This is a genomic window from Sphingopyxis sp. 22461 (genome assembly GCF_052044915.1).
Classification (GTDB): Bacteria; Pseudomonadota; Alphaproteobacteria; order Sphingomonadales; family Sphingomonadaceae; genus Sphingopyxis.
On sequence record NZ_JBQENY010000003.1, the window covers coordinates 22672 to 46787 of the forward strand.

The window sequence follows — 24116 nt, forward strand, 5'->3', positions numbered from 1 at the left end:
CCGGATGGCAAGCGCCATCCGGCCTTCGCGCCGTCCTCACCGCCGGAAACGCCACCACCATGGATTCTTTTCGTCCATTGCGACCATGAGGACGCGAAGGCTTCCGGCAAAATGCCTTTCGACATCGGCGACGGTGATGCCGAAGCGTTGCGCGATTTCCGAATAGGTCAATTCCTCGACACGGATGGCGAGGAAGACCTTGCGGTCCATTTCCTCCATTCGGTCGACGGCGCGCTCAGCGCGCCAGAGACGCAGCCGGTCCTCGCGGCTCATGCGCGCGCTCATTGGTCCGCTCCCGCAAAGGCCAAAAGGAAGTCCGCCGCCCTGCTCGCCTGACTGGCGGCACGGAAGATTGCCTTCTCGTCGTCGCGCAGCACCGACAGCCATGACGCGATGTAGTCGGAATGACGAACGGTCGGCGCGATGCCGAGCGACGCACAGGTGAACGCCGACGCCATCTCGGCGACAAGTTCCTCCTTCGCGTAGCTATCCGATCCGAACCCGCCCTTCTGGTCGCGGTCCAGACGGCTGCCGTGACCGGTCCAATGACCAAGCTCATGCAGCGCCGTCCGATACCAGTTGATCGGCTCATGAAACGCAGCCTGCGGCGGCACAGCCACAAAGTCATGGCTCGGGCTGTAAAAGGCTTCACCGCCGCCAATCTGGAAGCGCGCGCCGCTCGCGGCGATCAGCGCATCGGCCGCGCCGATGGCAATCACCGGATCGGGACTGACCATCGGCGCGATATAGGCCTCGAGCAGTCCCTCGCATTGATCAACATTGAACACGACGAAGCGCTTGAGGAACGCCACCTGCCGGGCCTCGCGATCCTCGCCGCGCGCGGTCTCGGCTTCGGCCTTGGGCGTGAACCGGTCGGCGTAGCAAATGACCGTGCCTATCTCGCCGCGCCGGACATTACCGCCTGCGGCTTCGGCCTGCCGGTAAGTCAGCCAGCGCTGCGACGCATAGCCCTTGGCGACAACCTCGGCCCACAGGATCAGCACATTGATCCCGCTATATTTGCGTGCCGTTCCCGCATTCTGCGGCATCGTGCATCCGCACGCAGCTGCATCCCAAGGCTGCACCCATGGCAGCCGCCCTTCTTCGAGCTCCGTGATGATCCTGTTCGTGACCTCGGAATAGAGGCTGGCCCTCTCGATCCTTTCCCTGCGCATCTCTTATCTCCTTCCCGCCAATCGCACCCCCGCCCGGGAGGGGGCGGAGGTGGGCGGCAGGAAGGAGCCGGCAGACCCGCTTGCGTCGTCGGGCTGCATCCGAAGGACCGGAACGAAGTGGCGGACCCGCAGGGTTGCGGCCCGACCGGGCGGGGCTAAGGCGAGTGACGCCCACCTCCGCCCCGCCGTGCCGGGACAGACAACGCCGCCGCGAAGCGGCGACCGCATGCGCGCCTAGCGGCGCCCTTCCCCGTGCGAATCGGACAGTGCCCGCGCCGCTCGGGGCACGTCATTTCCGGAACGCGGCCGTTATCGACGGCCTCATTCGGTGACCGCATGGCCTTTCGAGACACGGTGAGAAAAATAAATCACACCTACGCCCAAGCAGCACAAAACCACCCAAAGATGCCTGGAGACGCATGTGGACGCACTCAGCACTACGCCAGAGAACTACGCCAAAAAGTAAGCTTTCCTGCGGTGTTGACGAAGAGCTCTTCGATCCCCTTCTATGATCTCAGGTCGCCCTATGATCCCCCCGCATATGGAGAAATACTGCATGGCATATCAGTCTCCCCTGCGCATGATGCGCCTCGATGAGGTCCTGAATCTCACCGGCCTCAGCCGGGCGACCCTCTACCGCAAGATCGCCGCCGGGACCTTCCCGCCGCAACACAAGCTTGCCGAGCGATGCTGCGGCTGGCGCGCCGGCGAGGTCGATCTGTGGCTCCGCAACCCAGTGACCTTCACCGTCGCCGACCTTGATCGTGACCAAGGCCGCGACGCCGCCTGAAAGCTAGGCACGGCAAAGCCCCGCGCCGCTAAGCGGCGCGGGGTGGAAGTCCGCCTCAGTCGGCGGGGTTCCAGATGAGCGCGTAGCCGTCCTCGCCGTCCTGACCTGCGGCGCGGCCGAGGTTGGCATAAAGCCGGCGCGGCCCGAACTCGGGCGCCGCGAGGCTCAGCGACACATAGGGTTCGCCCGAAACCTGTCCGACGCGGATCCAGCCGGCACCGATTTCGACGCCCTCGGACCAGACTCTATAGTCGGGCTGGACGTCGCCGCTCTTCGAACGGTTGGTCCGAATCTCGATCGACGCGCGGATCGAGAGGGTCTTCAGCTGGCCCACGAAACCCGTTTCGAAGGTGCCGTTCACAAAGCCGATAGCTGCCATTGGTCGTCTCCTTGATTGTACCGCGGGACCATCCCTGCGGCATGGCCGGACCAGCGACCGGCGCATGAGGCGCCCCGCGAACCCGAAGGGCCGCAGCGAAGCGGAGGAGTGCNAAATAATCGCGCCGCCGCACTTTCGCGGGACGCCGCGCCGGGTCAGGTCACATCGCCCGTCGCCGGAATGGTCCTGCAGAACAGGTGGAGCGAGCCCGCGCTATCGACGTGAACGATCAAACGCCGAAACTTGAGTGAGAAATGCGATCTAACCGCGAACTGTGGCTACGATCAGAGCGGCCGCGCCCGAGTTGGCAGTCCGTCTTCCTATCGGCTCATTCCGCGCGGCAAGAAACCCATGCCCAGGGCATGCGATTTGGCGTTTTCGTACAATCCGAGGGTCAGAAGCGATATTATCGGGCTCGACAACTTCCGTCCGGGCTTGGCGATTAGCGACCCCGGCAAGTCAGGATGGTGGGGCGAAGGATGCAGCATCCTCGTATGGGCGACGCGAAGGCAACTTCGCGTCGCCTCTTTCTTTGGCTGAACCGCGGGCCGTCGCCGCTTGCGGCGGCGGCGCGCCCAAATCATGAACGCCGCGCCGGCCCACAAGGCCGGCGCGTCATTTTGCGCCCGCAGAAAATGTGGCGGGCGACCAAAGCCGCCCGCCGTCCTTTCATGCTGCCAACGGCTGTGCGTCTTCCGCATCGGGTTCGGGCGCTGCCGGAGCCGCAAGCTCGTGCGCGACACGCCGCGCCGCTTTGACGCTGCCGACCCCGCCCCGCGTCGTGTAGGCCGAAGGCGGGAATGCCATCCACTGCGGTACCCACGGCTCGGCCTTGGCCCGACCGTTCGTGCCCTCAAGGCAATCGGCGATAATCGCTTTCAGCGCCTTGGCCTTCTCACCGGCGTTCGCTGCGGCAACCTCCGGTCCCGCGACCTCGGCAGTGATGGCGAGCAGGACTTCGCGGTCGCGAAGCTGGTCGAAGAAGGCCGCGTCCGCCGACCAGTGCTGGCGCATGTCGGTGCCAAGATGAAGGCCGATCATCTCCACCGCCTCGCTTCCCGCCTGCAGTGTCTCGCCCATGACGATTGCCACAATCTCCAGCACCACAGGATCGGGAAGGTCGAGCAACCGCGCAAACAGCGGGGCAAAAGGGGGACGGTTCAGCGGCCTTCCTGTGACGGTCGGAGCTTCCGCATCGAGCCCCAACACCGCCAGCACCGCGCGGCGCTTGAGGTCGAATGCCGCCTCGGCGGAACAGCTCTCGACGCTCTCGGCAATATCTTCCTTCGGCGCGCGCTGACCCTCGACATCGACGCGCCAGAGGTCGGCGCCCGCGATGACATGCGCGAGCATCGCCCGAAGCGCGACCCCGCCCTGACCCGCCAGATCGGCGCGCACCGCCGCATGACGATGAAGGTCGATATAGGCATTGAGCGGACCCGACACCTCCGGGCGCACCGGCTTCGCGATAACTGCATCGCCCTCGTCATCCCCGCCGCCGCCTGAAAGCCGCTTCGCTTCCTTCGTCGTGACGAACCCTTCGTGGAAGGTGATTTCGCCGCTCTCGCGAACCTCGATATAGATACGGCCGCCCTTGCGCTTGCCCGCATGGGCGTAATCCCACGACCGGAACCAGTCGCCGCGCGGCATGATGACGACATCGGACCAGCCCGATTCGAGATAGTCCACCTTGCGCGCCTCGATAGCTGCCATCTGCGCCGACCAGAAAACATCGCCATCGGCAAAGAAGCTGTCCTCGCCGAACAGGTCGGACACGGTCGCAAGCTTCGCTTCTTCGGCATCGAACAGCGCGTGCTTGACCGCAATGGCCGTGCCGCCGAACAGCCATGCCTTGAGTTGATGGCCCGTCGGGCAATAGGCGCCTTCATCGTCGAACAGCGCCAGCCACGCCTTTTGTTGCGACTTCGATGCGAGGGTCAGGTGGCGCACCGTGCCCGCATCGATCTCGCCGCCGCGATAGAGCGTGCGAATGCGCGGCAGCAGATTGCCGAGCGCAAGGATGCGTTTCACCGCGCGCGGCTCGAATCCGAAGCTGTCCGCGACCTCCTCGACGGTACGCCCCGCCTTGACCAGCGCGACGAACGCCTCCCACTGGCTGACCTCGTCGGGCTGCACCCGCGCAAGATTTTCGAGCATCGAGGCTTCGAGCGCATCGGCATCGTCACCCTCGTCGAGAATGGCGCAAGGAATGGGCCGAACCGCCCCACCCTCGCGCGCGACCGCACCCACGGCGGTAAAGCGCCGACGCCCTGCGACGATCTCGAAATGGCCTTCGGCGCAATTGGGCCGAACGAGCAGCGGAACCAGCACCCCGCGCGCGCGAATGCTCGGCATAAGGTCCGCGACGTCAGGGTCTTTCCCCTTCCCGCGCATGTTGGCGGCTGCGATGGACAGGTTGCCTATATCGATGAAATCCAGCTTCATGACGTTCTTCCTTCTCTTCAACCACACCCGGCCCCGGACGGCGGGGCGGGCGGCGAGAAAAGGCGACGGGACCGCGCCAAAGGACGGCGCGCACCCGAAGGGCTGCAACGAAGTGGAAGAGCCGGGCATCGCCCGGCTTGCGCACCGGCCGAGCGGTCCCATAGCCGTGCGCCGAACGACACGCTGTCCGCGGCTTGCCCAACAACAACGCCGCCGTGCGGTCAGCGCGGCGTCCTCCCCGGAGAACAGACGCGCCCTTGGCGATGCCGCAGGCGGGGCGGCGTGCGTGCGGGCCTGTGCCTAGCCGCCGCCCCGGCAAGATCAGCGAGCCAAGAGCGCTGCGCGGCCAACCGCACAAAGGTGCGACCTCTGGCGGCAGCCTGCCGCCGCCAGTGCGCGCTCATTTGAGGCCGCGCTCATTTAGAGCTTGGCGTTCGCCGTGACGTCTCGAAGATCCTACGAAATCGGTATCGCTGCCGCTGTCGGCAGGTCAGCTGGCAAGACCGGATTGAGCGAGGCGACGGATCGACTCCGTGGTCAGCAAAGTTCGGGTCCCGATCTTGATCGCATCGAGCGATCCCGATTTGATGAGAGCATAGACAGACGACCGGCCAATGCCGAGCGCCTTGGCAGTTTCGTTGATCGAAAGGACGAGGGGTTCCATGAGGGTCTCCGTGTGTGACGATTGTTGGCGGGAGACAGCTCAGGTTGCACATGATTGTGCATGGGTCGTCCGGTAACGCGAACACCAAACAAATCTGCGAGCGGTGGGAAATTTCGGTAACCGTGCGCTACCGATTTTGGCGCTTTTCGGTGAGTTTTCGCTATCTCCTGAAGCGTCCCGTCTAGCCGGCGCCCCGATTTATTTTTACCGCCGCGACGATGTTTTTCGCAAATGCCCGCAGGCGGGTGTTCTCCGGAACGCGAATATCATTGTCATGGTCCTCGCTCGGTTCGCAGCGATCTCTAATAAGGTCCATGACCGCGCTTTCAGCACGATATTCATCTGGATCGATCGCGCGGAGCGCGGGGTGCTCGATCAAGGCCAGCAGCATCGCCTCATAATCGTATTCCTTCGGGCGCCCTCCGCTGTTGGGCCGCACTTTGAGCGCGCGGATGATCTCTTCCGGTTCGGCATCGACGAAGATCTGAGCGCTGAACCAGAAGCCGCGTGGCGGAAGCACGATCGCCCGGTCGCTGGCGACTTCAGACAACAGCAAGCCTCGCAGCCGCCCGTAAAAGTGGCGGCGATGGACCGGACGCCGCATGCCTTTCCGGTCGTAGTAATAGGTAGCCGGGGCAGTTCGGCGGCCTAGATAGTCGAAAAGCTTCTCGAGCGTTTCGACGGTCGAACGGCGGCTGCTGCCATAGACGGGGGTTCGCTTCTTTTCGGCAATCCCCAATCCATATTGGAAATGCCGCCAAGACGCCGCGATGCAAGCAGCCATCGCGAGCAGGGCGATCATTGCCACGGAAGCCGCCTGACCGATGTCATCCCCGTTCAATACCGCCGCGCCCCAAACGACCAGGACGAGCAACAAAAGAAGAATACAGAGCAGGAATGACGTAGCCAGGACAAGGAACCGGCGCCTGACCGCGCGCTCAATGGCGACGGCGACGCGATCGACCTCGTCTAACCCCAGCTCCTCCTTGTCCTTGGCGTATAAGAGGCGAGCGGAAATCCGCGCGAGACTCCGATGTGCATCGGTCGGCCGATGCCATATCCCGGTCGGAGCTGTGGTCTCGGCGACGGGCATCGATTTCCTCCTTCACGCAGATCGTCGAGATAATCGCTCCACCATTGGGCCATTTCGACGCGTTCGGCCCAATAGGCCGACTGATTGTAAATGCGGCGGACAGTGCCCCCGACCGCATGCGCCAGCGCACGCTCGATCGCGTCGGGATTCCAATATCCCGATTCGTTGAGGAGCGATGATGCCGACGTGCGAAAACCATGCGCAGTCATCTGATCCTTGGGATATCCCATGCGCCGCAGCGACGCGTTCAGCGTATTGTCGCTGATCGGGCGCGAACGGGTGCGCACCGATGGAAAGACAAATTGGCCCGATCCCGACAGAATCCGCATGTCGGAGAGAATCGCCAAGGCCTGTCGCGAAAGAGGCACCGCATGCGGCTGGCGCATCTTCATCTTGCCCTCGGGGATCGTCCACACCGCCTTGTCGAAATCGATCTCACTCCATTCCATCTGGCGCATCTCGCCGGGGCGCTGGAAAAGATGGGGCGTGAGATTCAAGGCCGCCATGACGGCGGGATCACCTTGATAGTCGTCGATCGCGCGCAGCAACCCGCCGAACGCAACCGGATCGGTGATTGCCGGAAAATGGTTCACCTTCGGAATAGTCAGCGCACCAATCAACAACTGTGCGGGATCGCGATCAGCGCGCGCAGTTGCAACAGCATATCGGAACACGCGACTGACGAATGATCGGAGGAGGTTGGCGGTTTCAAGCCGGCCCCGACGCTCATGCTTACGAAGCTCATGCAAAATCTCATGCGGAGTGATGTCGGCTATCGGGCGCCTGCCGAACTCTGGCCCGAGCAGCTTCACGAACCAATGCATCTTTTTCAGCGTCGGCGCGGCCAAACCTTCGCGCGTCTTCTTCTGAATAAGGTCGTCTGCAACATGCGCGAAGCTGTTGCGAGCGCGCACGGTCGCCTCAATTCGCGCTTCGCGCTTCGCGAAGTTCGGATCGATAGAATGCGCCACTTGCTTGCGAGCAGCATCGCGCGCCTCGCGAGCTTCGGCCAAACTGATTTCGGGATAAGATCCGAGCGCCAGCTTCCGCTCCACGCCGTTGATTCGATATTTCAGCCGCCAGAGCTTGCTGCCAGCAGGGTTGATCTGCAGATATAGTCCTTTGGAATCTGCAACCTTATAAGGCTTTTCTCTGGGTTTAGCATTGCGGATTGCGGCATCTGTCAGAGCCATTTGGGGGCCTCGCGCAAATGGGGGCCTCGGCTGCCCCGAAAAAGGCCCCCAACGACCACAATTACGGGCAATCAGAGACCATCACCGGCAATCAGTGAATGCCCCATAACTAGCAGAAAACGGGGAGTTTTTCAACCATCAGCAACCGTCCGCTGACAGGATATTGGAGGCCCGAGCCGGAATCGAACCGGCGTGCACGGATTTGCAATCCGCTGCGTCACCACTCCGCCATCGGGCCTCATGCCAAATTACCGCATCCTTTTCGGGACGGGCCGGGTGTTGGACGGCGCCGCTAGTGAGGGGCTTTGGCTGCCTTGTCAAGGATTCGCCGGACCGGCACCGCCCGGGCCGAGGTACAGCGCGCGATGAGGCTTGGCGACACCCCCATTGACAGCTATGCGCGGCGACAATGCGGCTGCGGGGCTGTATTACTATTGCAATACAGCATTGCTTCGGCTAAAGCTGCCCCGCAAAGGTTCAAGTTCCAGGGAATTGGAAAAGGCTGATGGCGACGAAGTTTAGCGAAATCACTGCGGCAGAGATGCGCGCTGCCATGATCGACAGCCAGCTCAGGACCAACGATGTCATCGACCCCGCGGTGATCGGCGCGATGGCCGCGGCACCGCGCGAGGCGCATGTGCCCGCCGCGCTCGCCGGCGTCGCTTATATGGACCGTCCGATCGCACTGGGCCATGGCCGCGCATTGAACGCGCCGCTGGTCACCGGCCGGATGCTGGTCGCGGCGGCGATCCGTCCCGGCCAGCGCGTGCTGCTGGTCGGCAGCGCGACGGGCTATACCGCCGGACTGCTCGCGCTGCTCGGCGCCGAAGTGCATGCCGTCGAGGAACAGGGTGAATTGATGGCGGTGGCAGAGGGCGCGGTCGCCAACGACAATATCCGCTGGACCCGGGGACCGCTCGCCGCCGGTGCGCCCGATGCGGCGCCGTTCGACCGCATCATCATCGAGGGCGCGATCGAAACGCTGCCCGATGCGCTGGTCGCACAGCTCGCCGACGGCGGCCGGCTGATCGCGGCGCGGCGCGAAGGCGCGGTGACGCGGCTGGTCGAGGGCGTGAAGGCCGGCGGCGCGATCGCGCTGCGCAGCTTCGCCGACATGGACGTCGCGCCGCTGCCGGGCTTTGCGGCACCGGTCGCTTTTCAGTTTTAAGGCCACTTCCTTCCTTGTTGCGGGGCTGACATCTTTATGAACGATAATAATAAGAAACAGCCCCTTCGCCGGTCCAGCTGGCTCGCCGGACTCGCGGTCGGTGCGCTGATGCTGCCCGCGGCGGCGCAGGCCGAAACATTGCAGGGTGCGCTGGCCAAGGCCTATGAAAACAATCCGACGCTGACCGGCGCGCGCGCGGGACAGCGCGCGAATGACGAGAATGTGCCGATCCAGAAAAGCTTCGGCCTTCCCGAGGTCAACACCCGCGCGGATTATGAGGAAAATCTGATCATCCCCGGCAACAGCTTCAACGCGCCGATGCGATCGATTACCGCGAGCGGCCAGCTGTCGGTGCCGATTTATCAGGGAGGCGCCGTCCGCAACGCCGTGCGCGCAGCGAAATATCGCGTCGAGGCGGGACAAGCCGACTTGCGCGCAACCGAAGCAAGCGTGTTTTCGCAGGTCGTCGGCGCCTATATGGACGTCATTCGCGACCAGGCGATCGTCCAGCTTAACCAAAAGAACGTCTCGGTCCTGCGGACCAACCTTCAGGCGACGAGCGATCGCTTCGAGATCGGCGACCTGACGCGCACCGACGTTGCCCAGTCGGAGGCGCGGCTCGCGCTCGCCGAAGGCGATTTGCGCAACGCCGAGGCCAATCTGATCGGCAGCCGCGAATCCTATATCCGGCTTGTCGGCGACGCACCGACCGATCTGCAGGCACCGCCGAAGCTGCCGAACCTGCCCGCGAGCGCCGAAGAAGCGGTCGGAATCGCGCTCAACGCCAATCCCGATATCGAGGCCGCGAATCAGCTGGTCAATGCGTCCAAGGCGGACATTGGTGCGGCAAAGGCAGCCCGCGCGCCGAAACTCTCGGCGACGGTCGGCGGCGGCTACAATAATTACCTCGGCTCGCTGAACAGCGGCGTCACCGGCGTCGGCGTATTGCAGGAAACATCGAACGCGGCGGCCGGGGTTTCGGTAACGCTGCCGATCTTCACCGGCGGCCGCCGGTCGGCCCAGGTGCGGCAGGCGCAGTCGCGCGGCAGCCAGGCGATCGAACAATATGTCGAAACCGAACGCGGCGTGATCGCGCAGACGCGCGGCGCCTATGCCGCCTGGCAGGCAAACGAACGCATCATCACCGCGACGCAGCAGGCGGTCAGCGCCAACGCGCTCTCGCTCGAAGGCGTACGCGCCGAAAACAGCGTCGGCACGCGGTCGATCCTCGACATTTTGAACGCCGAACAGGAATATCTGAATACCCAGGTCCAGCTCGTGTCGGCGCAGCGCAACTCGTACGTCGCCGCCTTCTCGGTCCTCGCCGCAATGGGCAAGGCCGAAGCGCGCGATCTCGGCATCGGCGGCGGCGCGCTCTACGATCCCGAAGTCAATTACAAGCGCGTGCGCGGCGAGATCTGGGATTGGGCCGACGATCCGGCGCCGCAGCAAGTCGCAACCGACACGCGCGCCGTTCCCGCCGCCACCGCCAGCGTTCCCGTCGGTCCGCCATCGCTCTCGCCACAATAAGGCTTGGCAAAATCAACCCCGAATCGGTAAGAGGATGGTTAACCATCCGGTAATCGCGATGGTTTAGGGGGTTGGTTATGGGCGATATGTCGCGGGAACCATCGATGGAAGATATCTTGTCGTCGATTCGGCGCGTGATCGCTCGCGACGAGGCGCCGGGCTCGGCACGCGAGATCCGCGTCCCCGAAGCCGACGATATTCTCGACCTTCAGGATGAAGAAGACCGGGCCGATGCCGCCCCCGCGGCCGGGGAGCTCGTTTCCGAAGCAAGCGCCGATGCCGCGCGCCAGTCGCTCGAAGCGCTGACCGCCGCGGTCGCGCCCGCGGTTGCCGCTGCAACCGTTGCCGCCCCGACCGTCGCCGGCCGCACGATGGAGGATGTCGTCCTCGACGCGCTGCGCCCGATGCTCAAGGACTGGCTCGACACCAACCTGCCCGCGCTGGTCGAGGCGATGGTCGCCAAGGAAATCAGCCGGATTACCGGCAAGCGGCTCTAGTCACTTTATCCTCCCTGTCGCGTAGCGATGGGGAGGGGGACCATCCGCGTAGCGGATGGTGGAGGGGCAGCAACGTTGCGCCATTAGCCCCTCCGTCAGCGCTTCGCGCTGCCACCTCCCCATGCCTGCGGCACAGGGAGGATTTATCTGGCCCAATCTTCCAGCAAATATCGCGCGATCGCCAGCGACGGCGGCGCCATGAACGGCGCGCCCATGTCGCCCGCGAGCGCGGCGCGCACCTCGGCCTTGTCGACCCACATCGCGGCCTCGATCTCGGTCGTGTCGAGCGTGAGCGCGGGGTCCTTCGCGACCGCACGGCATCCGATCATCAACGATGACGGGAACGGCCAGGGCTGGCTCGCGACATAGCTGACGTTCGAGACGCGGATGCCCGCCTCCTCGAACAATTCGCGCGCGACCGCTTCCTCGAGCGATTCGCCAGGCTCGACGAACCCCGCGAGCGCCGAGAAGAATCCCGGCGGAAACCCGCCCTGCCGCCCGACGAGCACACGCCCCTCGCATTCGGCAAGCATGATCACCACCGGATCGACGCGCGGGAAATGCTCGGCATTGCAGCTGCCGCAACGCCGCCCCCACCCGCCGCGAAACAGGTCGGTCGGCGAACCGCACACCGCGCAGAAACGATGCCGTGCATGCCAGTCGACAAGGCTGCGCGCACCGCCATACAGCGCCGCCTCTTCGCCCGACAGCAACGGCAGCAGCCGCATCACGGTACGCGACCGCGCATCGATGCGCGCGCCGGTGGCCGCCTCGCGAACGAAATGCGGGATACCCGCGTCGTCGATGCCGAGCAGCATCAGCGGCCGGCCATCGGCGGGGTCGAGCGGCTCCCACAAGAGTCCGCCGCCCTCGCCCGGCACGAAGTCGATGCCGTCGAGCACAAGGCAGCGCGCCCGCGGATCGGCCACTGCCGCAGCGAAAGCCGCCTCGTTGGTACGCAATTGATCGGCGCGGTCGAGCCACGCCCCGGTGAATCCGAGCGGCAAAGGCATCAGCGCGTCACATCCTTGAAGAAGGTCTCGCCGAACTTGCCCTGGAACGACACCGCATCGGGCGGCATGATCTGCGTATAGCCGCCGACGCGATAGCCAAGCCCCCGGTGGACGAAGCCGATCGTGCCCGCAGCGCCCGCCCAGCCGAAAATCCCCTCGCCACCCGGCGAGGTCGGCAACGACACGCGCCCGCCGGCACCAAAGCCCTGCCCGTCGATGAAGGTCCCTTTGCGGTCGACGCTGTCGGCGATCAGGTTCGACATCGCGAGCCGCGCGGTCTCGCGCTTCATCACGCGCTTTCCGCCCGTTTCGCCCTCACCCAGCAGCATCGCGAGAAAGCGGTCGTAATCGCGCGCGCTCGACACGAGGCCGCCGCCGCCGAAGGGATAGGGCGGCGGGTCGAGATAGATCGAGCTCGCCGCGGGATCGAAAGGAATCAGCGCGCCGCCGAAGGGCGCATAATTGCTCGTGAAGCGCCCGACATCCTTTGCGGCGACCATGAAACCGGTGCTCGTCATCCCGAGCGGATCGAACAGCCGCGCCTTCAGGAAGGCGTCGAACGGCTGGCCCGAGACGACCTCGATCAACCGCCCCATCAGGTCGAGGCTGATCGAATAGCTCCATTTGGTGCCGGGCTCATAGACGAGCGGCAGCGCCGCGAGCCGGTCGGCCATCACCGCGAGGCTCGGCGCGGGTTTCACCGGCGCGAAACCCGGGATCGGCAGCCGGCTCGCCTGCCCGCCAGTGATGCCATTATCGTCATAGGCCTTTTTGATCGGCCCCTTCTGGATGATATTATAGCCGAGCCCCGCGGTGTGCGTGAGCAGCTGGCGCACCGTGATCGGGCCCTTCGCGGGGCGCACATCGGTGATCGAGCCGTCGGGCGTGTTCTGCACCTTCATATTCGCAAAGGCGGGCAGGAAGTCGGCAATCGGCTGGTCGAGCTTCATCTTGCCGTCCTCGATCAGCAGCATCGCGGCGATGCCGGTGACGGGCTTGGTCATCGAATAGAGGCGCCACAAAGTATCGGGGCCGACCGGCGTCGCCGAATCGTTCGACTGCACCCCCGCACCGAAAAAGACCGGCGCCTCCTGCCCCTTGCCGATTGCGGCGAGCGTGCCCGCCAGCTCGCGGCGGTCGACAAAGCCTTTGATGAACGCATTTGTCGCGGGATAGAGCGCGGCGCCGTCGATCTTCCACGCCAGCGCGGCGCGCGGCAGCAACGCCCCCGCACCGGCCAGCGCCATCCCACCCATCAGCGCGCGGCGCGACACCATCATGTTCATGCGTCTCTCTCCAGCATCTTGTCGGTCAGTTTGCGATAGAGCGTCGGCAGCCCCGCCGCGTCAAGGTCCGCGATCGGCCACCATCGGCCTTCCGCTGCGGCATCCGGGCCTTGTGGCGGAGCGTCGCGCCGCACCAATGTCAGCGTCAGGTCGAAATGGGTAAAACCATGGTCGACGCTGACGATTCCCGACTCGGACGGCCGCGCATCGCTCCAGTCGCCGCCGGGCAGCGCGCGCATCCCGCCGAGCATGCCCTTGCCCGGCCGGCGCACGAGCCAGACCTGCGCATCGCGCTCGATCCAGTGCGCCAGCCCATGCCGATGCGGCTTGGCCTTCTTCGGCGGCTTTACCGGCAGGCGCTCTATATCGCTCCGCCCGCGTGCGCCGCAGTCGGTCATCAGCGGGCAGATCGCGCAGGCCGGACTACGCGGCGTGCAGACGGTCGCGCCAAGGTCCATCAGCGCCTGCGCAAAATCGCCCGGTCGCTCGTCCGGGACGAGCGGTGCCAGCGCGGCACGAATCTCGCGCTTCGCCATCGGCAGCGGGGTTTCGATCAGCCGGTGGCGCGCGATCACGCGCTCGATATTGGCATCGACGACGACCGCAGCGCGCCCGAAAGCGATCGCCGCGACCGACGCCGCGGTATAGTCGCCGATCCCGGGCAGCGCGCGCAAGGCGGCCTCGCTATCGGGAAATATCCCGCCATGGTCGCGAACGACCGCGCGCGCGCAGGCGAGCAGGTTGCGCGCGCGGGCATAATAGCCAAGCCCCGCCCACGCCGCCATGACATCGGCATCGTCGGCCGCCGCCAGATCGGCGACCGTCGGCCAGCGTTCTGTAAAGCGCGCGAAATAGCCCGCGACCGCGGCGACGGTCGTCTGCTGCAACATGACTTCGGCCAGCCAGATGCGATAGGGATCGGGGACGCCGCCGCTGTTCGGCGCGATCCGCCACGGCAGCACCCGCGCCGACCGGTCGTACCAGCCGAGCAGCCGGCCCGCGAAGTCGCGGGCGATGTCATCTGCCATGTGGGAAGTCTGGACGCTCACCCCCCGCCTATGGCATGGCACCCGGCATGACGAAAGACGCAGACGAGGATGCGCCGGCCAAAAAGGCCAAGGCGAAAGGCAAGGCGAAATCCGCCAAGCCGCCCGTGCGCGTCTATGAACGCCCGCGCGGCGGCGAAGCGCGTATGGTCTCCGACCTCGTCCCCGAAATCGGCCGCGCCGCCTTTCGCAAGTTTGGCTTTGTCCAAAGCTCGGTCGTCAGCCGCTGGCGCGAGATCGTCGGCGACCGGCTCGCCGACGTCACCCAGCCCGCGATGATCCGCTTCCCGGCGGGCCAGAAAGCGGGCGGCACGCTGCACCTGACGATCAGCGGCGCGCACGCGCCGATGTTGCAACATGTCGCGCCCGACATCATCGGCGCGGTCAACCGCTTCTTCGGTTATGCCGCGGTCGCGCAGGTTCGCATGACGCACGGCCAGGTCACCCCCGCCGCGCCCGTTCAGCCGCCGGCAATGCTGAAACCCGTACCCGCCGAACTGGGGGACAGCCTGCGCGACATCGGCGACCCGGAACTGCGCACCGTGCTCGAACGCATGGCGGCAGGACTGGCGACGCCGCCCAAGCTTCCCCGTATAAGCTAGAGGAAAGACGGATGTCCGCTTTTGACGACCCGCTTCTCGATCGCCGCGCGGCGGTGCTGGCACTTTCGGGCGCCGCGCTCGGCCTGATCGCCGCGACCCCGGCGAAACCCACCCTCTGGTCGCAGACCGTCACGACGACCCCGATCGGCGCCTTCCTCGCCGGCAACCCCGCCGCGAAGGTGCGGGTCGTCGAATATTTCAGCTACACCTGCCACGTCTGCGCCGATTTCGCGAAGGCGAGCGCGCTGCCGCTGAAGACAGGCTATGTCGATCGCGGGCTCGTGCTGTTCGAATATCGCAACCTAGTGCGCGACCCGGTCGACATGACCGCGGCGCTGCTCGCGCGCTGCGGCGGTCCCAAGGCGTTCGCGGGCAATCATCAGGCGATCTTCAACCATTTCCCCGCGCTGATCGCCAGCATCCAGAAGGCGACCGAGGCGCAGAAGAAGAGCTGGTTCGAAGGCACCACCGGCGAGCGCGCGCGCAAGATCGCCGCCGGCACGGGGCTCACCGCGCTGATGCGCGCACGCGGCTACACACAGGCGCAGATCGACGCCGCACTCGACAGCGAGGTGGCGCAGGCCGAACTCACCGGCATGACCAACATCGGCCTTAACGCCGACCGCGTCGAAGGCACGCCGAGCTTTTTCGTCAATGGCCGCAATGCCGGGGTCACCGCATGGCCCGCACTCAAATCGAAACTCGACCTCGCGATCAAGGCCGCTTAAAAGCGCCGCATTCCCGTTCTGTGGAGAAAGTAACAATATGACCGCATCGCTTCGTATCGCCCTTCTGTCTTCGCTCGGCGCGCTCGCCCTCGCCGGTTGCGGCGACGGCGCGACCGACCCCTCCAAGGAACAGTCCGTGGTCGCCAAGGTCGCGCCGCCGGCCGGCAAGAGCTGGTCGCAGGTCGTGCGCGTCGACGGCGACGGCGTCGTGATGGGCAATCCCGACGCGCCGATCAAACTCGAGGAATTTGGCGCCTTCACCTGCGGCCATTGCGCGCAGTTCACCAAGGATTCGCACGAAGAGCTGAAGCGCGACTTCGTCGACACCGGCCGTGTGTCGTACAAGCTGACGCCGTTCATGCTCCACCCCGTCGACGCGATCGCGGGCGCGATCGTCAAATGCACCGGCCCCGACCGCTTCTTCCCGCTCGCCGACGCGACCTTCCTCGAGCATGAGGCGTTCATCGCGGGCGCGTCGAAGCCGGCGCCGGGGATCGAGGAAGCGATGAAGCTGCCCCCCGCACAGCGCTTTACCGCGCTCGCCAAGGGCTGGGGCATCGATCAATTCTATCAGCAGCGCGGGGTTCCCGCCGCGACGATCCAGCAGTGCCTCGCCAAGGTCGAAAATGTCGAGGCGATCGAAAAGGGCACCAACGCCGGCGTCGAGAAATATCAGATCACCGGCACGCCGACCTTTGTCATCAACGGCCAGGTCGCCGAAGGCGTCGCATCGTGGGCTCCGCTGCGCGACCGCCTCCGCACGATGGGCGCACGCTGATTCGGATTTGATCCTCCCTGCGCCGAAGGCGTGGGGAGGGGGACCGCTCGCGAAGCGAGTGGTGGAGGGGCAGCAACGCTAGCGTCGTAGCCCCTCCGTCAGCCCTTCGGGCTGCCACCTCCCCATCGCTACGCGACAGGGAGGATCGTTTAGCCGGCCCTTGCGCCTCATCGCCCCGCGCGGCATGACGGCCTGCAGGGGGATATGTGACACCAAGGTTGCACCAGCTCCGATTCGATGACCTGCACGGGGCCGCCCCGTGCAGATAAAGCGGCTGCGCCTCACCGGTTTCAAAAGCTTCGTCGAACCCACTGAACTCCGTATCGAACCCGGGCTGACCGGCGTCGTCGGCCCCAATGGCTGCGGCAAATCGAACCTGCTCGAAGCGATCCGCTGGGTGATGGGCGAATCCAGCCCCAAGTCGATGCGCGGCGGCGGGATGGAGGATGTGATCTTCGCCGGCACCTCGACGCGCCCGGCGCGCGATTTCGCCGAGGTGGCGCTTCATTGCGATACCGAAGGGGCGCTCGTTGCGGGCCTGTCCGATTCGAGCGACGGCGACGATCTCGAGGTGATCCGCCGCATCGAGCGCGGCGCGGGCAGCGCCTATCGCGCCAACGGCCGCGACGTGCGCGCGAAGGATGTCGCGCTGATCTTTGCCGACGCCGCGACCGGGGCGCACAGCCCCGCGCTCGTCAGCCAGGGCAAGATCGCCAACGTCATCGCCGCCAAGCCCACCGACCGCCGCGCGATGCTCGAGGAAGCCGCGGGCATCGCGGGGCTGCACGTCCGCCGCAAGGACGCCGAGCAGAAACTGCGCGCGACCGAAACCAACCTCACGCGCCTCTCCGAGATCGTCGCCGACATGGAAGTGCGCGCGAACGCGCTGCGGCGGCAGGCGCGCGCCGCGGAAAAATACAAGAAACTCAGCGACGATATCCGCATCGCCGAAGGACGGCTGATCTATGCGCGCTGGCGCGACGCCGCCGCCGCCGCCGATCAGGCGCGCCGCGACGCCGACGCGGCCGAGACGGCGGTCAAGACCGCGCAGGACGAGCTCGAAACCATCTCGAAGGCGCAGACCGAGGTCGCAACGCGCGTCGCCGCGGCGCGCAGCGATGCGCAGGCGCAGCGCGGCGCGCTCGCCGAGGCGACCGCAACGCAGGTGCGCTTGCAGGGCGAAGAGCGCGCCGCGCTCCAGCGGCTCGAAGATCTCGCCACGCAGCAACGCCGCATCGCCGACGACCGCGCGCACGAAGGCGAACTGGCGCGCGAAGCCCATGCGGCGCTCACGGCGCTCGACGCCGAAACCAGGACGCTGGCGCAGGAGATCGCCGGGCACGACGCGGGCAAGGCTGCCCTTGCCGACGCCAGCCTCGCCGCACAGGCGCGGCTGCGTGACGCCGAGGTCGCGCTCGCGCAGGCGCGCGCCAAGGCGGCGAGCGAGGCCGCCGACCGCCGCATCGCGGTGTCGGCCCGCGACAGCGCCGAAGCTGCCGTACGCCGCATCGCGGGAGACAAGGCGCGCGTCGACGCCGAGGTCGCCGCGCTCGGCGACAGCGCCGCGCTCGCCGCAACGCTCGCCGACAGCAAGAAGGCGGCCGAAGCCGCCGAGGCCGCGATCGCGACCGCCGAAAACGCGCTGCACGAAGCCGAGGCCGATCGCGAAGCGACCGCCGCCGACCTTGCGGGCATCGAGGCGGGGCTCGCCGAAGCGCGCGCCGCGCTCGCCGCGCTCGAAGGCGAGGCGTCGACGCTCGAACGCGCGCTCGCCGCGGCGCGCAGCGATGCCGACCGCATTCTCGACCAGCTCCGCGTCGCGCCGGGCTATGAAGCCGCGCTCGCCGCCGCCCTCGGCGACGATCTCGACGCCGGAACCGACAAGGATGCGGCGCGCAGTTGGGGCGGTGCCGACACAGTGAAGGGCGATCCCGCGCTTCCTCCCGGCACCAAATCGCTCGCCGAATTCGTCCAGGCTCCCGCCGCGCTCGCGCGCCGCCTCGCGCAGGTCGCGGTGACAGAAAGCGACGACGACCAATCGCTCGCGGTCGGCCAGCGCCTCGTCACGACCGATGGCGTAATGCGCCGCTGGGACGGTTTCGTTACGCGCGGCGACGGCGCGACCGCGACCGAGCGGCTGCAACGCCAGAACCGCCTCGACGAACTCGCCGCGCAGCGCCCGCAGGTCGAACTCGGCGTGCAGGATCTGCGCGACCGGCGCGATGCCGCCGCCGCAAAGGCGTCCGAGCTCACCGCCGCCGCGGCCGCGGCGCGCAAGGCGCTGGCACAGGCCGACGAAACGCGTCGGACCGCGCTGCGCGCCGCCGATCAGGCGCAGGGTGCGATCGACCGACACCGCGACGCCGCGGCGCTGTTCGACCGCCGCCTCGCCGAAATCGCCGAGGCGGCAAAAGACGCCGCCGAACAGCTCGCGGTGCAGGAAAGCGCGCTCGCCGCGCTACCCGACGACAGCATCGCGCGCGCGGCGCTCGAGGCCGAGGAGCATGCGGCCGACCGCGCACGCGCGGACGCCAACACCGCGCGCGACGCGCTGGCGGCGCACGAACGCACGCTTGCCAGCCTGAGCGAACGTCAAGCGGTCGTCAGCGCCGAGATCAAGAGCTGGAAGGCGCGCGCGGGCGAGGCCGCACGGCGCGTGACCGAGATGGACAAGCGCGCCGACGCACTGGCGGCCGAAGCGGCAAAGCTCGCCGACGCCCCGGCAAAGCTTGCTGAGCAGCGCGCCGCCGCCGAAGCACAGCAGGCCGATCTGCGCGAAAAAGTCGCCGCCGCCGAAGCACAGGAACGCGCCGCCGAGGCCGCGCTGCGCGAGGCCGAAACTGCCCTCAATGCCATCCGCGAGCGCGTCGCCGCCGCGCGCGAAACCCGCGCCGGCGCGATCGCGCGCTCCGAAAATGCCGAACTCCGCCGCATCGAGATGGGGCGCCTGTCGGGCGAACGTTTCGAATGCCCGCCGCCGCTGCTGCCGCAAAAGGCCGGCTTCGAATCGGGCAGCGTCGGCGACGCCAACGCCGAATCGGCGCAGCACGACCGGCTCGTTTCCGACCGCGAGCGGCTCGGCCCGGTGAACCTCGTCGCCGCCGACGAGCTCGCCGAACTCGACACCGAGCGCGAGAAGAACGCCGCCGAGATCGAGGAACTGACGCAGGCTGTCCATCGCCTCCGCGGCTCGATCGGCAATCTCAATCGCGAGGGCCGGGTGCGGCTGCTCGCGGCGTTCGAGGCGGTGAACCAGCATTTCCAGCGGCTGTTCACGACGCTGTTCAACGGCGGGCAGGCGCATCTCGAGCTCGTCGATTCGGACGATCCGCTCGAAGCCGGGCTCGAAATCATGGCGCAGCCGCCGGGCAAACGGCTCGGCACGCTCACCTTGCTCTCGGGCGGCGAACAGGCGCTGACCGCCGTGGCGCTGATCTTCGGCCTGTTCCTCACCAACCCCGCGCCGATCTGCGTCCTCGACGAGGTCGATGCGCCATTGGACGACGCGAATATCGAGCGTTTCTGCGACCTGCTCGACCGCATGGCGCGCGAGACGAACACGCGCTACCTGATCGTCACGCACAATGCGGTGACGATGGCGCGCATGCACCGGTTGTTCGGGGTGACGATGATCGAGCGCGGCGTCTCGCGCCTCGTGTCGGTCGACCTCGGCGGCGCCGAGGAGTTGCTCGCGGCGGAGTAACTAGGGCGCCATGCCCACGACGAGCATCGCCGCGAACACCAGCAGCCCCGCGAACCGATTGCTCCGGAACTTCGCCAGCGCATCCTCGCCATTCGCCGGGTCGAGCGTGACCACCTGCCCCGTCAGATGCACCGCTGCGGGCAGCAGCGCGATCAGCACCAGCGGATCGGGCCGCACCGCCCATAGCGCGCCGCCCCAGCAGGCGAGCGCAAGCGCGTAGCACATCGCGACCCCGCCCCGCACATGGCGACCCATCGCGCGCGCGCTCGACTTCACGCCGATCAGCATGTCGTCCTCGATATCCTGCAGCGCATAGATGGTGTCGTAACCGATCACCCACGCGATGCAGCCGGCGTAAAGCAAGGGCAGCGCGGGCCCTTCCGCTCCGCCGACCGCGACCCACGCGACGAGCGCGCCCCAGCTGAACACGAGGCCCAGCCACGCCTGCGGCCACCAGGTGATGCGTTTCATGAAGGGATAGCCCGCGACGAGGATCAGACTGCCGAGCGCGACGATCTGTGCCGGGCGCGGCAACTGGAGCAACACAAGCAGGCCGACGAGCGACAAGAACAATGTCCAAAGCAGCGCATTGCGCACCGACACCGCCCCGCTCGCGACCGGACGCGACGCCGTCCGCGCCACTTTCGCGTCGAGGTCGCGGTCGACGATATCGTTATAGACGCAGCCCGCCCCGCGCATCGCGATCGCCCCGACCAGCATCCACAGGAACAAGGGCCAGTGACTGACCGCGCCGCCGCCGAGCGCGAGCGCCCACGCGCACGGCCAATAGAGCAGCCACCAGCCGATCGGCCGGTCGAACCGCGCGAGCAGCGCATAGGGCCGCGCCGCGGAGGGCAGCAGGGCGACGAAACCGCGAAGCTGGCTATCGGGAGGATGGGTGGCAGTCATCGATGCGCGGGCGATAGCAGGCGCGGCGCGCGCGATAAATGGCTGATTGAGCGAAGCCCGTCGCGGTCAGGTGCAGGTCGACGCCACGCCGGGCCCAAAGACCCCGCCAGTGAGATTGCGCGCCTCGCGGATATTGAAGGCGGCGGTCGTCGTGATCGTCCGGGCACCCAGCCATTTGCCATAAAGCAGGGGCTGATACTTATAGGTCACTTCGACGAACATCACGGCGGTCCCCGGCGCGGCCGTTACTTCCTCGCCCTCCGGCCCCATGCCTGCGAAGTCGTCGCCGTCCTCGCCCGTCCCTTCCGGACCAAATTCCGAATCGATGTCCAGATCGCCATAACAGCGCTGCCAGTGTATCCACTGACCATTATCGGTGTTGCGCTCGAGGCTGGAGAGGATGAGGCGACCATTTTTCTTGAATTCCAGCCCCCCCGCCTGCTTCTCGATGCCTGCGAACACGTCGTTGATATCGACTTCGCGGACTCGCGGCAGCGCCAGGTTGCTTCCCGCCGCGATGCGTGAGGCATTGTCGGCAACGCTCAGCCCGATCTGGCTGATGCGCGTATTGACGAGCGTCAGATTCGCAATTTCGAGGCCGCCGAAACCGATCAGCGCCAGCAGCGGGATGGCAAAGGCCATTTCGATGATGACCGCGGCCCGGGCGTTGCGCGCGAGCTGCCGGATTGCAATCCGCGCGCGGCGGACGATGTGACGGCGGGCCATCACAGGCACTCGTCCGGCGGCGCATCGCTACCGCTGGCGAACGGCTGATTGCGCAGAACCGTAGAATAGGAAAGCGTCGTTGATTGCGGCTGACCCAGCATTTTCCATACCGGCAGGACACGGTCGAATGTCATCGACACTGTATAGAGAACCACGTCGTCGGCGCCGCCGTTGCCCTCGATGCCGCGATCGGCGTCCCATCGGCCATTGTTGTTGAAGTCGTCGAAACATTCGCCCGCGTCATAGCTGCCGCTGTCGTTGTCGTCGGTATAACGTTCCTCGACGCCAACCTGATCGAAACGGTCATATGCCTTGCGGGTGAAGGTCACCGTCGCACTGTGGAATATGTTCAGAACCTGTGCCTCGATACGATCGTCGAGCGCGGACTGATTGAGCGCGTAGGCCTGTAGCGTGGAGTCGCGGCCGGCCTCGCTCACCGCGCCTTGCAGCACCTGCTGGGCGTACATTTGCCAGCAAAAGTCGAATATTCCCAACAGGACGAGAAGGAAGACCGGCGCGGTCAGCGCGAATTCGACTAGGGCCGCCCCGCGCTCGTTCCGGCGCAGGCGGCGAAGCAAGGCGGCGCGGCGCGTCACTGCGCCAACCTCAGCTTCGACATCTGCCGCGCGATCGACTGGAAATTCCTGTCCAATTCCTCGGTATTGCTCGACGCGAGCGCCTGACCCGAAGAGGCGCATCGGCCGAGATTCCGATTCGACTCGCTCTCTTCCTCCTCCGCGGAAAGGCCGAAGGACACCACCCAGACGGTGATGCCCCGATCGCGCGCGGCCCGGCAAAGCTGCAGGAACCGGTTGGTGTGCCGCGCATCCGAATCCGCCTTGCTGGTCGAACCGACCCGTACCATCGACCGTTCCAGCCCCTGGTGCGTGTACTGGGTGTTCGACGTGTCGATAAGGCCGTCGGTCATGAAAAGAATGTGCCGGTCGATCGGCTCGCCGTCGTCGGTGGCATCATTTTCGTCGGCGAACAGCCCGGTCGGCGAAATCAGCCGCGCCCCCCACGCCATGCCGACGTCGTGATAGGTGCCGCCGCCCGTAAGCAGGCCGTCGATATAATCGTCGAACGTCTCCTGGTCCGCGCTCGTCATCACGGTCAATTTCATCGCCGGATTGGGACAGGCGACATTGCTGACCCTCGAAAAGTTCGTCGATGACTGGAACGGCGCAACCTGCCGGCGATCGTGGACGAAAGCGGGAAGGAGCAGTTGCCATTGGGTGTCTGCGTTGGCGTTGGGCACCATGTCGATATTCATGTCGAAGGCGTCGGCCGGCGCCGTCTCCTCAGGACCGAAAGCCGTGGTCTTCCGCTCCACTATGCAGCCGCCCCAACGGGTGGACACATTCGCGCCTTCGCTTCCCGTTGCGAACCTCAATATGGTGCCATTGGAGCCGATCGTGGGCGATCCGACAGTGAAGGTCCGATCCTCATAATGATAGAGGTTCTTCGTCACCATGCTGCAGACCCATCGCGGGTTCCTGTTCGACCCCTCGTTTCGGCATTCCTCTTCCTGGCCCGACCCCCACCGCCGTGAGGGCACCGTCACGGTTTGCGACAGCCACGCGGTGTTTTCGTCGCGAAGGATTTTTCCGACATTGACCGTGGTGCTATAGGGTACGACGCCGAAACGGAGCTGGCCGTCGCCGATGTCCGCGCTGGTCAGGGTGGTAAAGAAAGACTTCGCCGCCGCTTTCAGCCCGGTTATCTTGTTCTGGTCATCGCCTTCGTTCGTCTGCTCCATCGATCCGGTCACGTCGAGCACGAGCATCACATCGATGTTGGAGATTTCGAGCCTTGCCGTGCAGGCGGCGGAAAGGTTGAACTGGCCCTTGCCAAAAATATACATGAGCGCGGTGGGGAGGGTCGCGCTCGCGGTGCCGGTGACGTCGGCCGTGCCGTCGGCCTCCGACGAGAAGCTGATGGCCGTGGCGCCATAACGGCCGGTCGGGAAGTTGAAGTTGAACATCTTGTCCGCTTCGGCTTCCTCGTCCACGCCATAGGCCCCGGCCCCCATCGCGCGGCGCCCGGCGAGGACGCCCGCGTCGCACGCCTGCTGCAGGCGCAGCTGCGTCATATAGGCGCGGCCGATGTCGACCGCCGAACCGACGATACCGATCACGGGCACGATCGCCGCCGCGGTCAGCATGAAAGCGTTGCCGCGCTGGTCGCGCAAAAGCTTTGTGGCGCCGAGCCGCAGCCGGCTGAACACGGTCCCTCGCATGGCCTAACCCCTCTTCGCCCCGCGACGCCCCCCACTAGATTTGGGCCGCTGGTATTCTCGCACCTAGGGGAAGACTGCTTACCAAAATGCTAATCGGGGGCGGGTCGACCGGCCCGGATCGGCGGTTCTGACCCGGATCGGGACAAGGCCCA

General features: G+C 66.0%; 21 protein-coding genes and 1 tRNA gene. 8 read left to right on the plus strand and 14 right to left on the minus strand.

Annotated features, from left to right (window positions below):
* Nucleotides 1–36: 36 nt before the first annotated feature.
* Together ACTJI5_RS05095 and ACTJI5_RS05100 are read right to left on the minus strand one after the other, a co-directional pair.
* Entirely contained in the window at nt 37–285 is a 249-nt protein-coding gene (locus ACTJI5_RS05095) for a sigma factor-like helix-turn-helix DNA-binding protein (RefSeq protein ID WP_440859575.1), read from the minus strand.
* The gene (locus ACTJI5_RS05100; protein WP_440859576.1) at nt 282–1175 is read right to left on the minus strand and encodes an ArdC family protein; all 894 of its coding nucleotides are present in this window, start codon (nt 1173–1175) and stop codon (nt 282–284) included. The genes ACTJI5_RS05095 and ACTJI5_RS05100 overlap by 4 nt, the downstream gene beginning before the upstream one ends.
* A 556-nt stretch (nt 1176–1731) precedes the next feature.
* Here ACTJI5_RS05100 and ACTJI5_RS05105 point away from each other — a divergent pair.
* Entirely contained in the window at nt 1732–1965 is a 234-nt protein-coding gene (locus ACTJI5_RS05105; protein ID WP_440859577.1) for a helix-turn-helix transcriptional regulator, read from the plus strand.
* Nucleotides 1966–2020: 55 nt separating this feature from the next.
* On the opposite strand, the gene ACTJI5_RS05110 is transcribed toward ACTJI5_RS05105, so the two are convergent.
* The 5 genes from ACTJI5_RS05110 to ACTJI5_RS05130 all read right to left on the minus strand — a co-directional run bounded on the left by ACTJI5_RS05110 (nt 2021) and on the right by ACTJI5_RS05130 (nt 7977).
* Nucleotides 2021–2344, minus strand: a complete 324-nt coding sequence (locus ACTJI5_RS05110; protein ID WP_440859578.1) for a DUF736 domain-containing protein — start codon at nt 2342–2344, stop codon at nt 2021–2023.
* Between the two features lie 669 nt (nt 2345–3013).
* Nucleotides 3014–4789, minus strand: a complete 1776-nt coding sequence (locus ACTJI5_RS05115; RefSeq protein WP_440859579.1) for a ParB/RepB/Spo0J family partition protein — start codon at nt 4787–4789, stop codon at nt 3014–3016.
* Between the two features lie 490 nt (nt 4790–5279).
* Nucleotides 5280–5453, minus strand: coding sequence for a helix-turn-helix domain-containing protein (locus ACTJI5_RS05120; RefSeq protein WP_440859580.1), 174 nt, complete (start codon nt 5451–5453; stop codon nt 5280–5282).
* Nucleotides 5454–6422: 969 nt separating this feature from the next.
* On the minus strand, nt 6423–7739 hold the full coding sequence (locus tag ACTJI5_RS05125) for a tyrosine-type recombinase/integrase (protein WP_440859581.1): 1317 nt from the start codon (nt 7737–7739) through the stop codon (nt 6423–6425).
* A gap of 164 nt (nt 7740–7903) precedes the next feature.
* A tRNA-Cys gene (locus ACTJI5_RS05130) sits at nt 7904–7977 on the minus strand.
* Nucleotides 7978–8244: 267 nt separating this feature from the next.
* On the opposite strand from ACTJI5_RS05130, the gene ACTJI5_RS05135 reads away from it, so the two are divergent.
* From ACTJI5_RS05135 to ACTJI5_RS05145, 3 genes are all read left to right on the plus strand, one after another.
* Nucleotides 8245–8907 carry a protein-L-isoaspartate O-methyltransferase family protein gene (locus ACTJI5_RS05135; protein ID WP_439513562.1) on the plus strand — a complete coding sequence of 221 codons (663 nt, stop codon included), beginning with the start codon at nt 8245–8247 and terminating at the stop codon, nt 8905–8907.
* Between the two features lie 36 nt (nt 8908–8943).
* A complete protein-coding gene (locus ACTJI5_RS05140) occupies nt 8944–10437 on the plus strand; it encodes a TolC family outer membrane protein (protein ID WP_058538745.1) in 1494 nt (497 codons plus the stop codon).
* Nucleotides 10438–10541: 104 nt separating this feature from the next.
* Nucleotides 10542–10934 (plus strand): DUF2497 domain-containing protein, encoded by a 393-nt coding sequence (locus tag ACTJI5_RS05145; RefSeq protein WP_439513564.1) that lies wholly within the window; start codon nt 10542–10544, stop codon nt 10932–10934.
* A gap of 143 nt (nt 10935–11077) precedes the next feature.
* Here ACTJI5_RS05145 and nudC read toward each other — a convergent pair whose 3' ends face one another.
* Genes nudC through ACTJI5_RS05160 form a run of 3 tightly spaced genes read right to left on the minus strand, consistent with a single transcriptional unit; the run spans nt 11078 to nt 14261 of the window.
* A complete protein-coding gene (gene nudC / locus ACTJI5_RS05150) occupies nt 11078–11947 on the minus strand; it encodes an NAD(+) diphosphatase (protein WP_440859582.1) in 870 nt (289 codons plus the stop codon).
* Nucleotides 11947–13233, minus strand: coding sequence for a serine hydrolase domain-containing protein (locus ACTJI5_RS05155; protein WP_440859583.1), 1287 nt, complete (start codon nt 13231–13233; stop codon nt 11947–11949). The genes nudC and ACTJI5_RS05155 overlap by 1 nt, the downstream gene beginning before the upstream one ends.
* Nucleotides 13230–14261: an A/G-specific adenine glycosylase gene (locus ACTJI5_RS05160; protein ID WP_440859584.1), complete on the minus strand. Its 1032-nt coding sequence runs from the start codon at nt 14259–14261 to the stop codon at nt 13230–13232. The genes ACTJI5_RS05155 and ACTJI5_RS05160 overlap by 4 nt, the downstream gene beginning before the upstream one ends.
* Before the next feature lie 47 nt (nt 14262–14308).
* On the opposite strand from ACTJI5_RS05160, the gene ACTJI5_RS05165 reads away from it, so the two are divergent.
* The 4 genes from ACTJI5_RS05165 (at nt 14309) to smc (ending at nt 20090) form a co-directional block, all read left to right on the plus strand.
* Nucleotides 14309–14881, plus strand: coding sequence for a DUF721 domain-containing protein (locus tag ACTJI5_RS05165; protein WP_440859585.1), 573 nt, complete (start codon nt 14309–14311; stop codon nt 14879–14881).
* 11 nt (nt 14882–14892) lie between these two features.
* Nucleotides 14893–15609 (plus strand): thioredoxin domain-containing protein, encoded by a 717-nt coding sequence (locus ACTJI5_RS05170; protein ID WP_440859586.1) that lies wholly within the window; start codon nt 14893–14895, stop codon nt 15607–15609.
* 37 nt (nt 15610–15646) lie between these two features.
* Nucleotides 15647–16387: a DsbA family protein gene (locus ACTJI5_RS05175; protein ID WP_310250818.1), complete on the plus strand. Its 741-nt coding sequence runs from the start codon at nt 15647–15649 to the stop codon at nt 16385–16387.
* A gap of 259 nt (nt 16388–16646) precedes the next feature.
* On the plus strand, nt 16647–20090 hold the full coding sequence (gene smc, locus ACTJI5_RS05180) for a chromosome segregation protein SMC (protein ID WP_440859587.1): 3444 nt from the start codon (nt 16647–16649) through the stop codon (nt 20088–20090).
* Here the strand turns inward: smc and ubiA are convergent, their stop codons facing one another.
* From ubiA to ACTJI5_RS05200, 4 genes are all read right to left on the minus strand, one after another.
* Entirely contained in the window at nt 20091–20999 is a 909-nt protein-coding gene (gene ubiA, locus ACTJI5_RS05185; protein WP_440859588.1) for a 4-hydroxybenzoate octaprenyltransferase, read from the minus strand. It lies immediately after the preceding gene.
* A 66-nt stretch (nt 21000–21065) separates the two neighbouring features.
* Complete coding sequence (locus ACTJI5_RS05190) at nt 21066–21725, minus strand: TadE/TadG family type IV pilus assembly protein (RefSeq protein WP_440859589.1); 660 nt, start codon at nt 21723–21725, stop codon at nt 21066–21068.
* Nucleotides 21725–22321, minus strand: a complete 597-nt coding sequence (locus tag ACTJI5_RS05195) for a TadE/TadG family type IV pilus assembly protein (RefSeq protein WP_439513572.1) — start codon at nt 22319–22321, stop codon at nt 21725–21727. Before ACTJI5_RS05195 ends, ACTJI5_RS05190 begins: the two co-directional genes overlap by 1 nt.
* The gene (locus ACTJI5_RS05200; protein ID WP_439513573.1) at nt 22318–23964 is read right to left on the minus strand and encodes a TadE/TadG family type IV pilus assembly protein; all 1647 of its coding nucleotides are present in this window, start codon (nt 23962–23964) and stop codon (nt 22318–22320) included. The genes ACTJI5_RS05195 and ACTJI5_RS05200 overlap by 4 nt, the downstream gene beginning before the upstream one ends.
* Between the last annotated feature and the right edge of the window lie 152 nt (nt 23965–24116).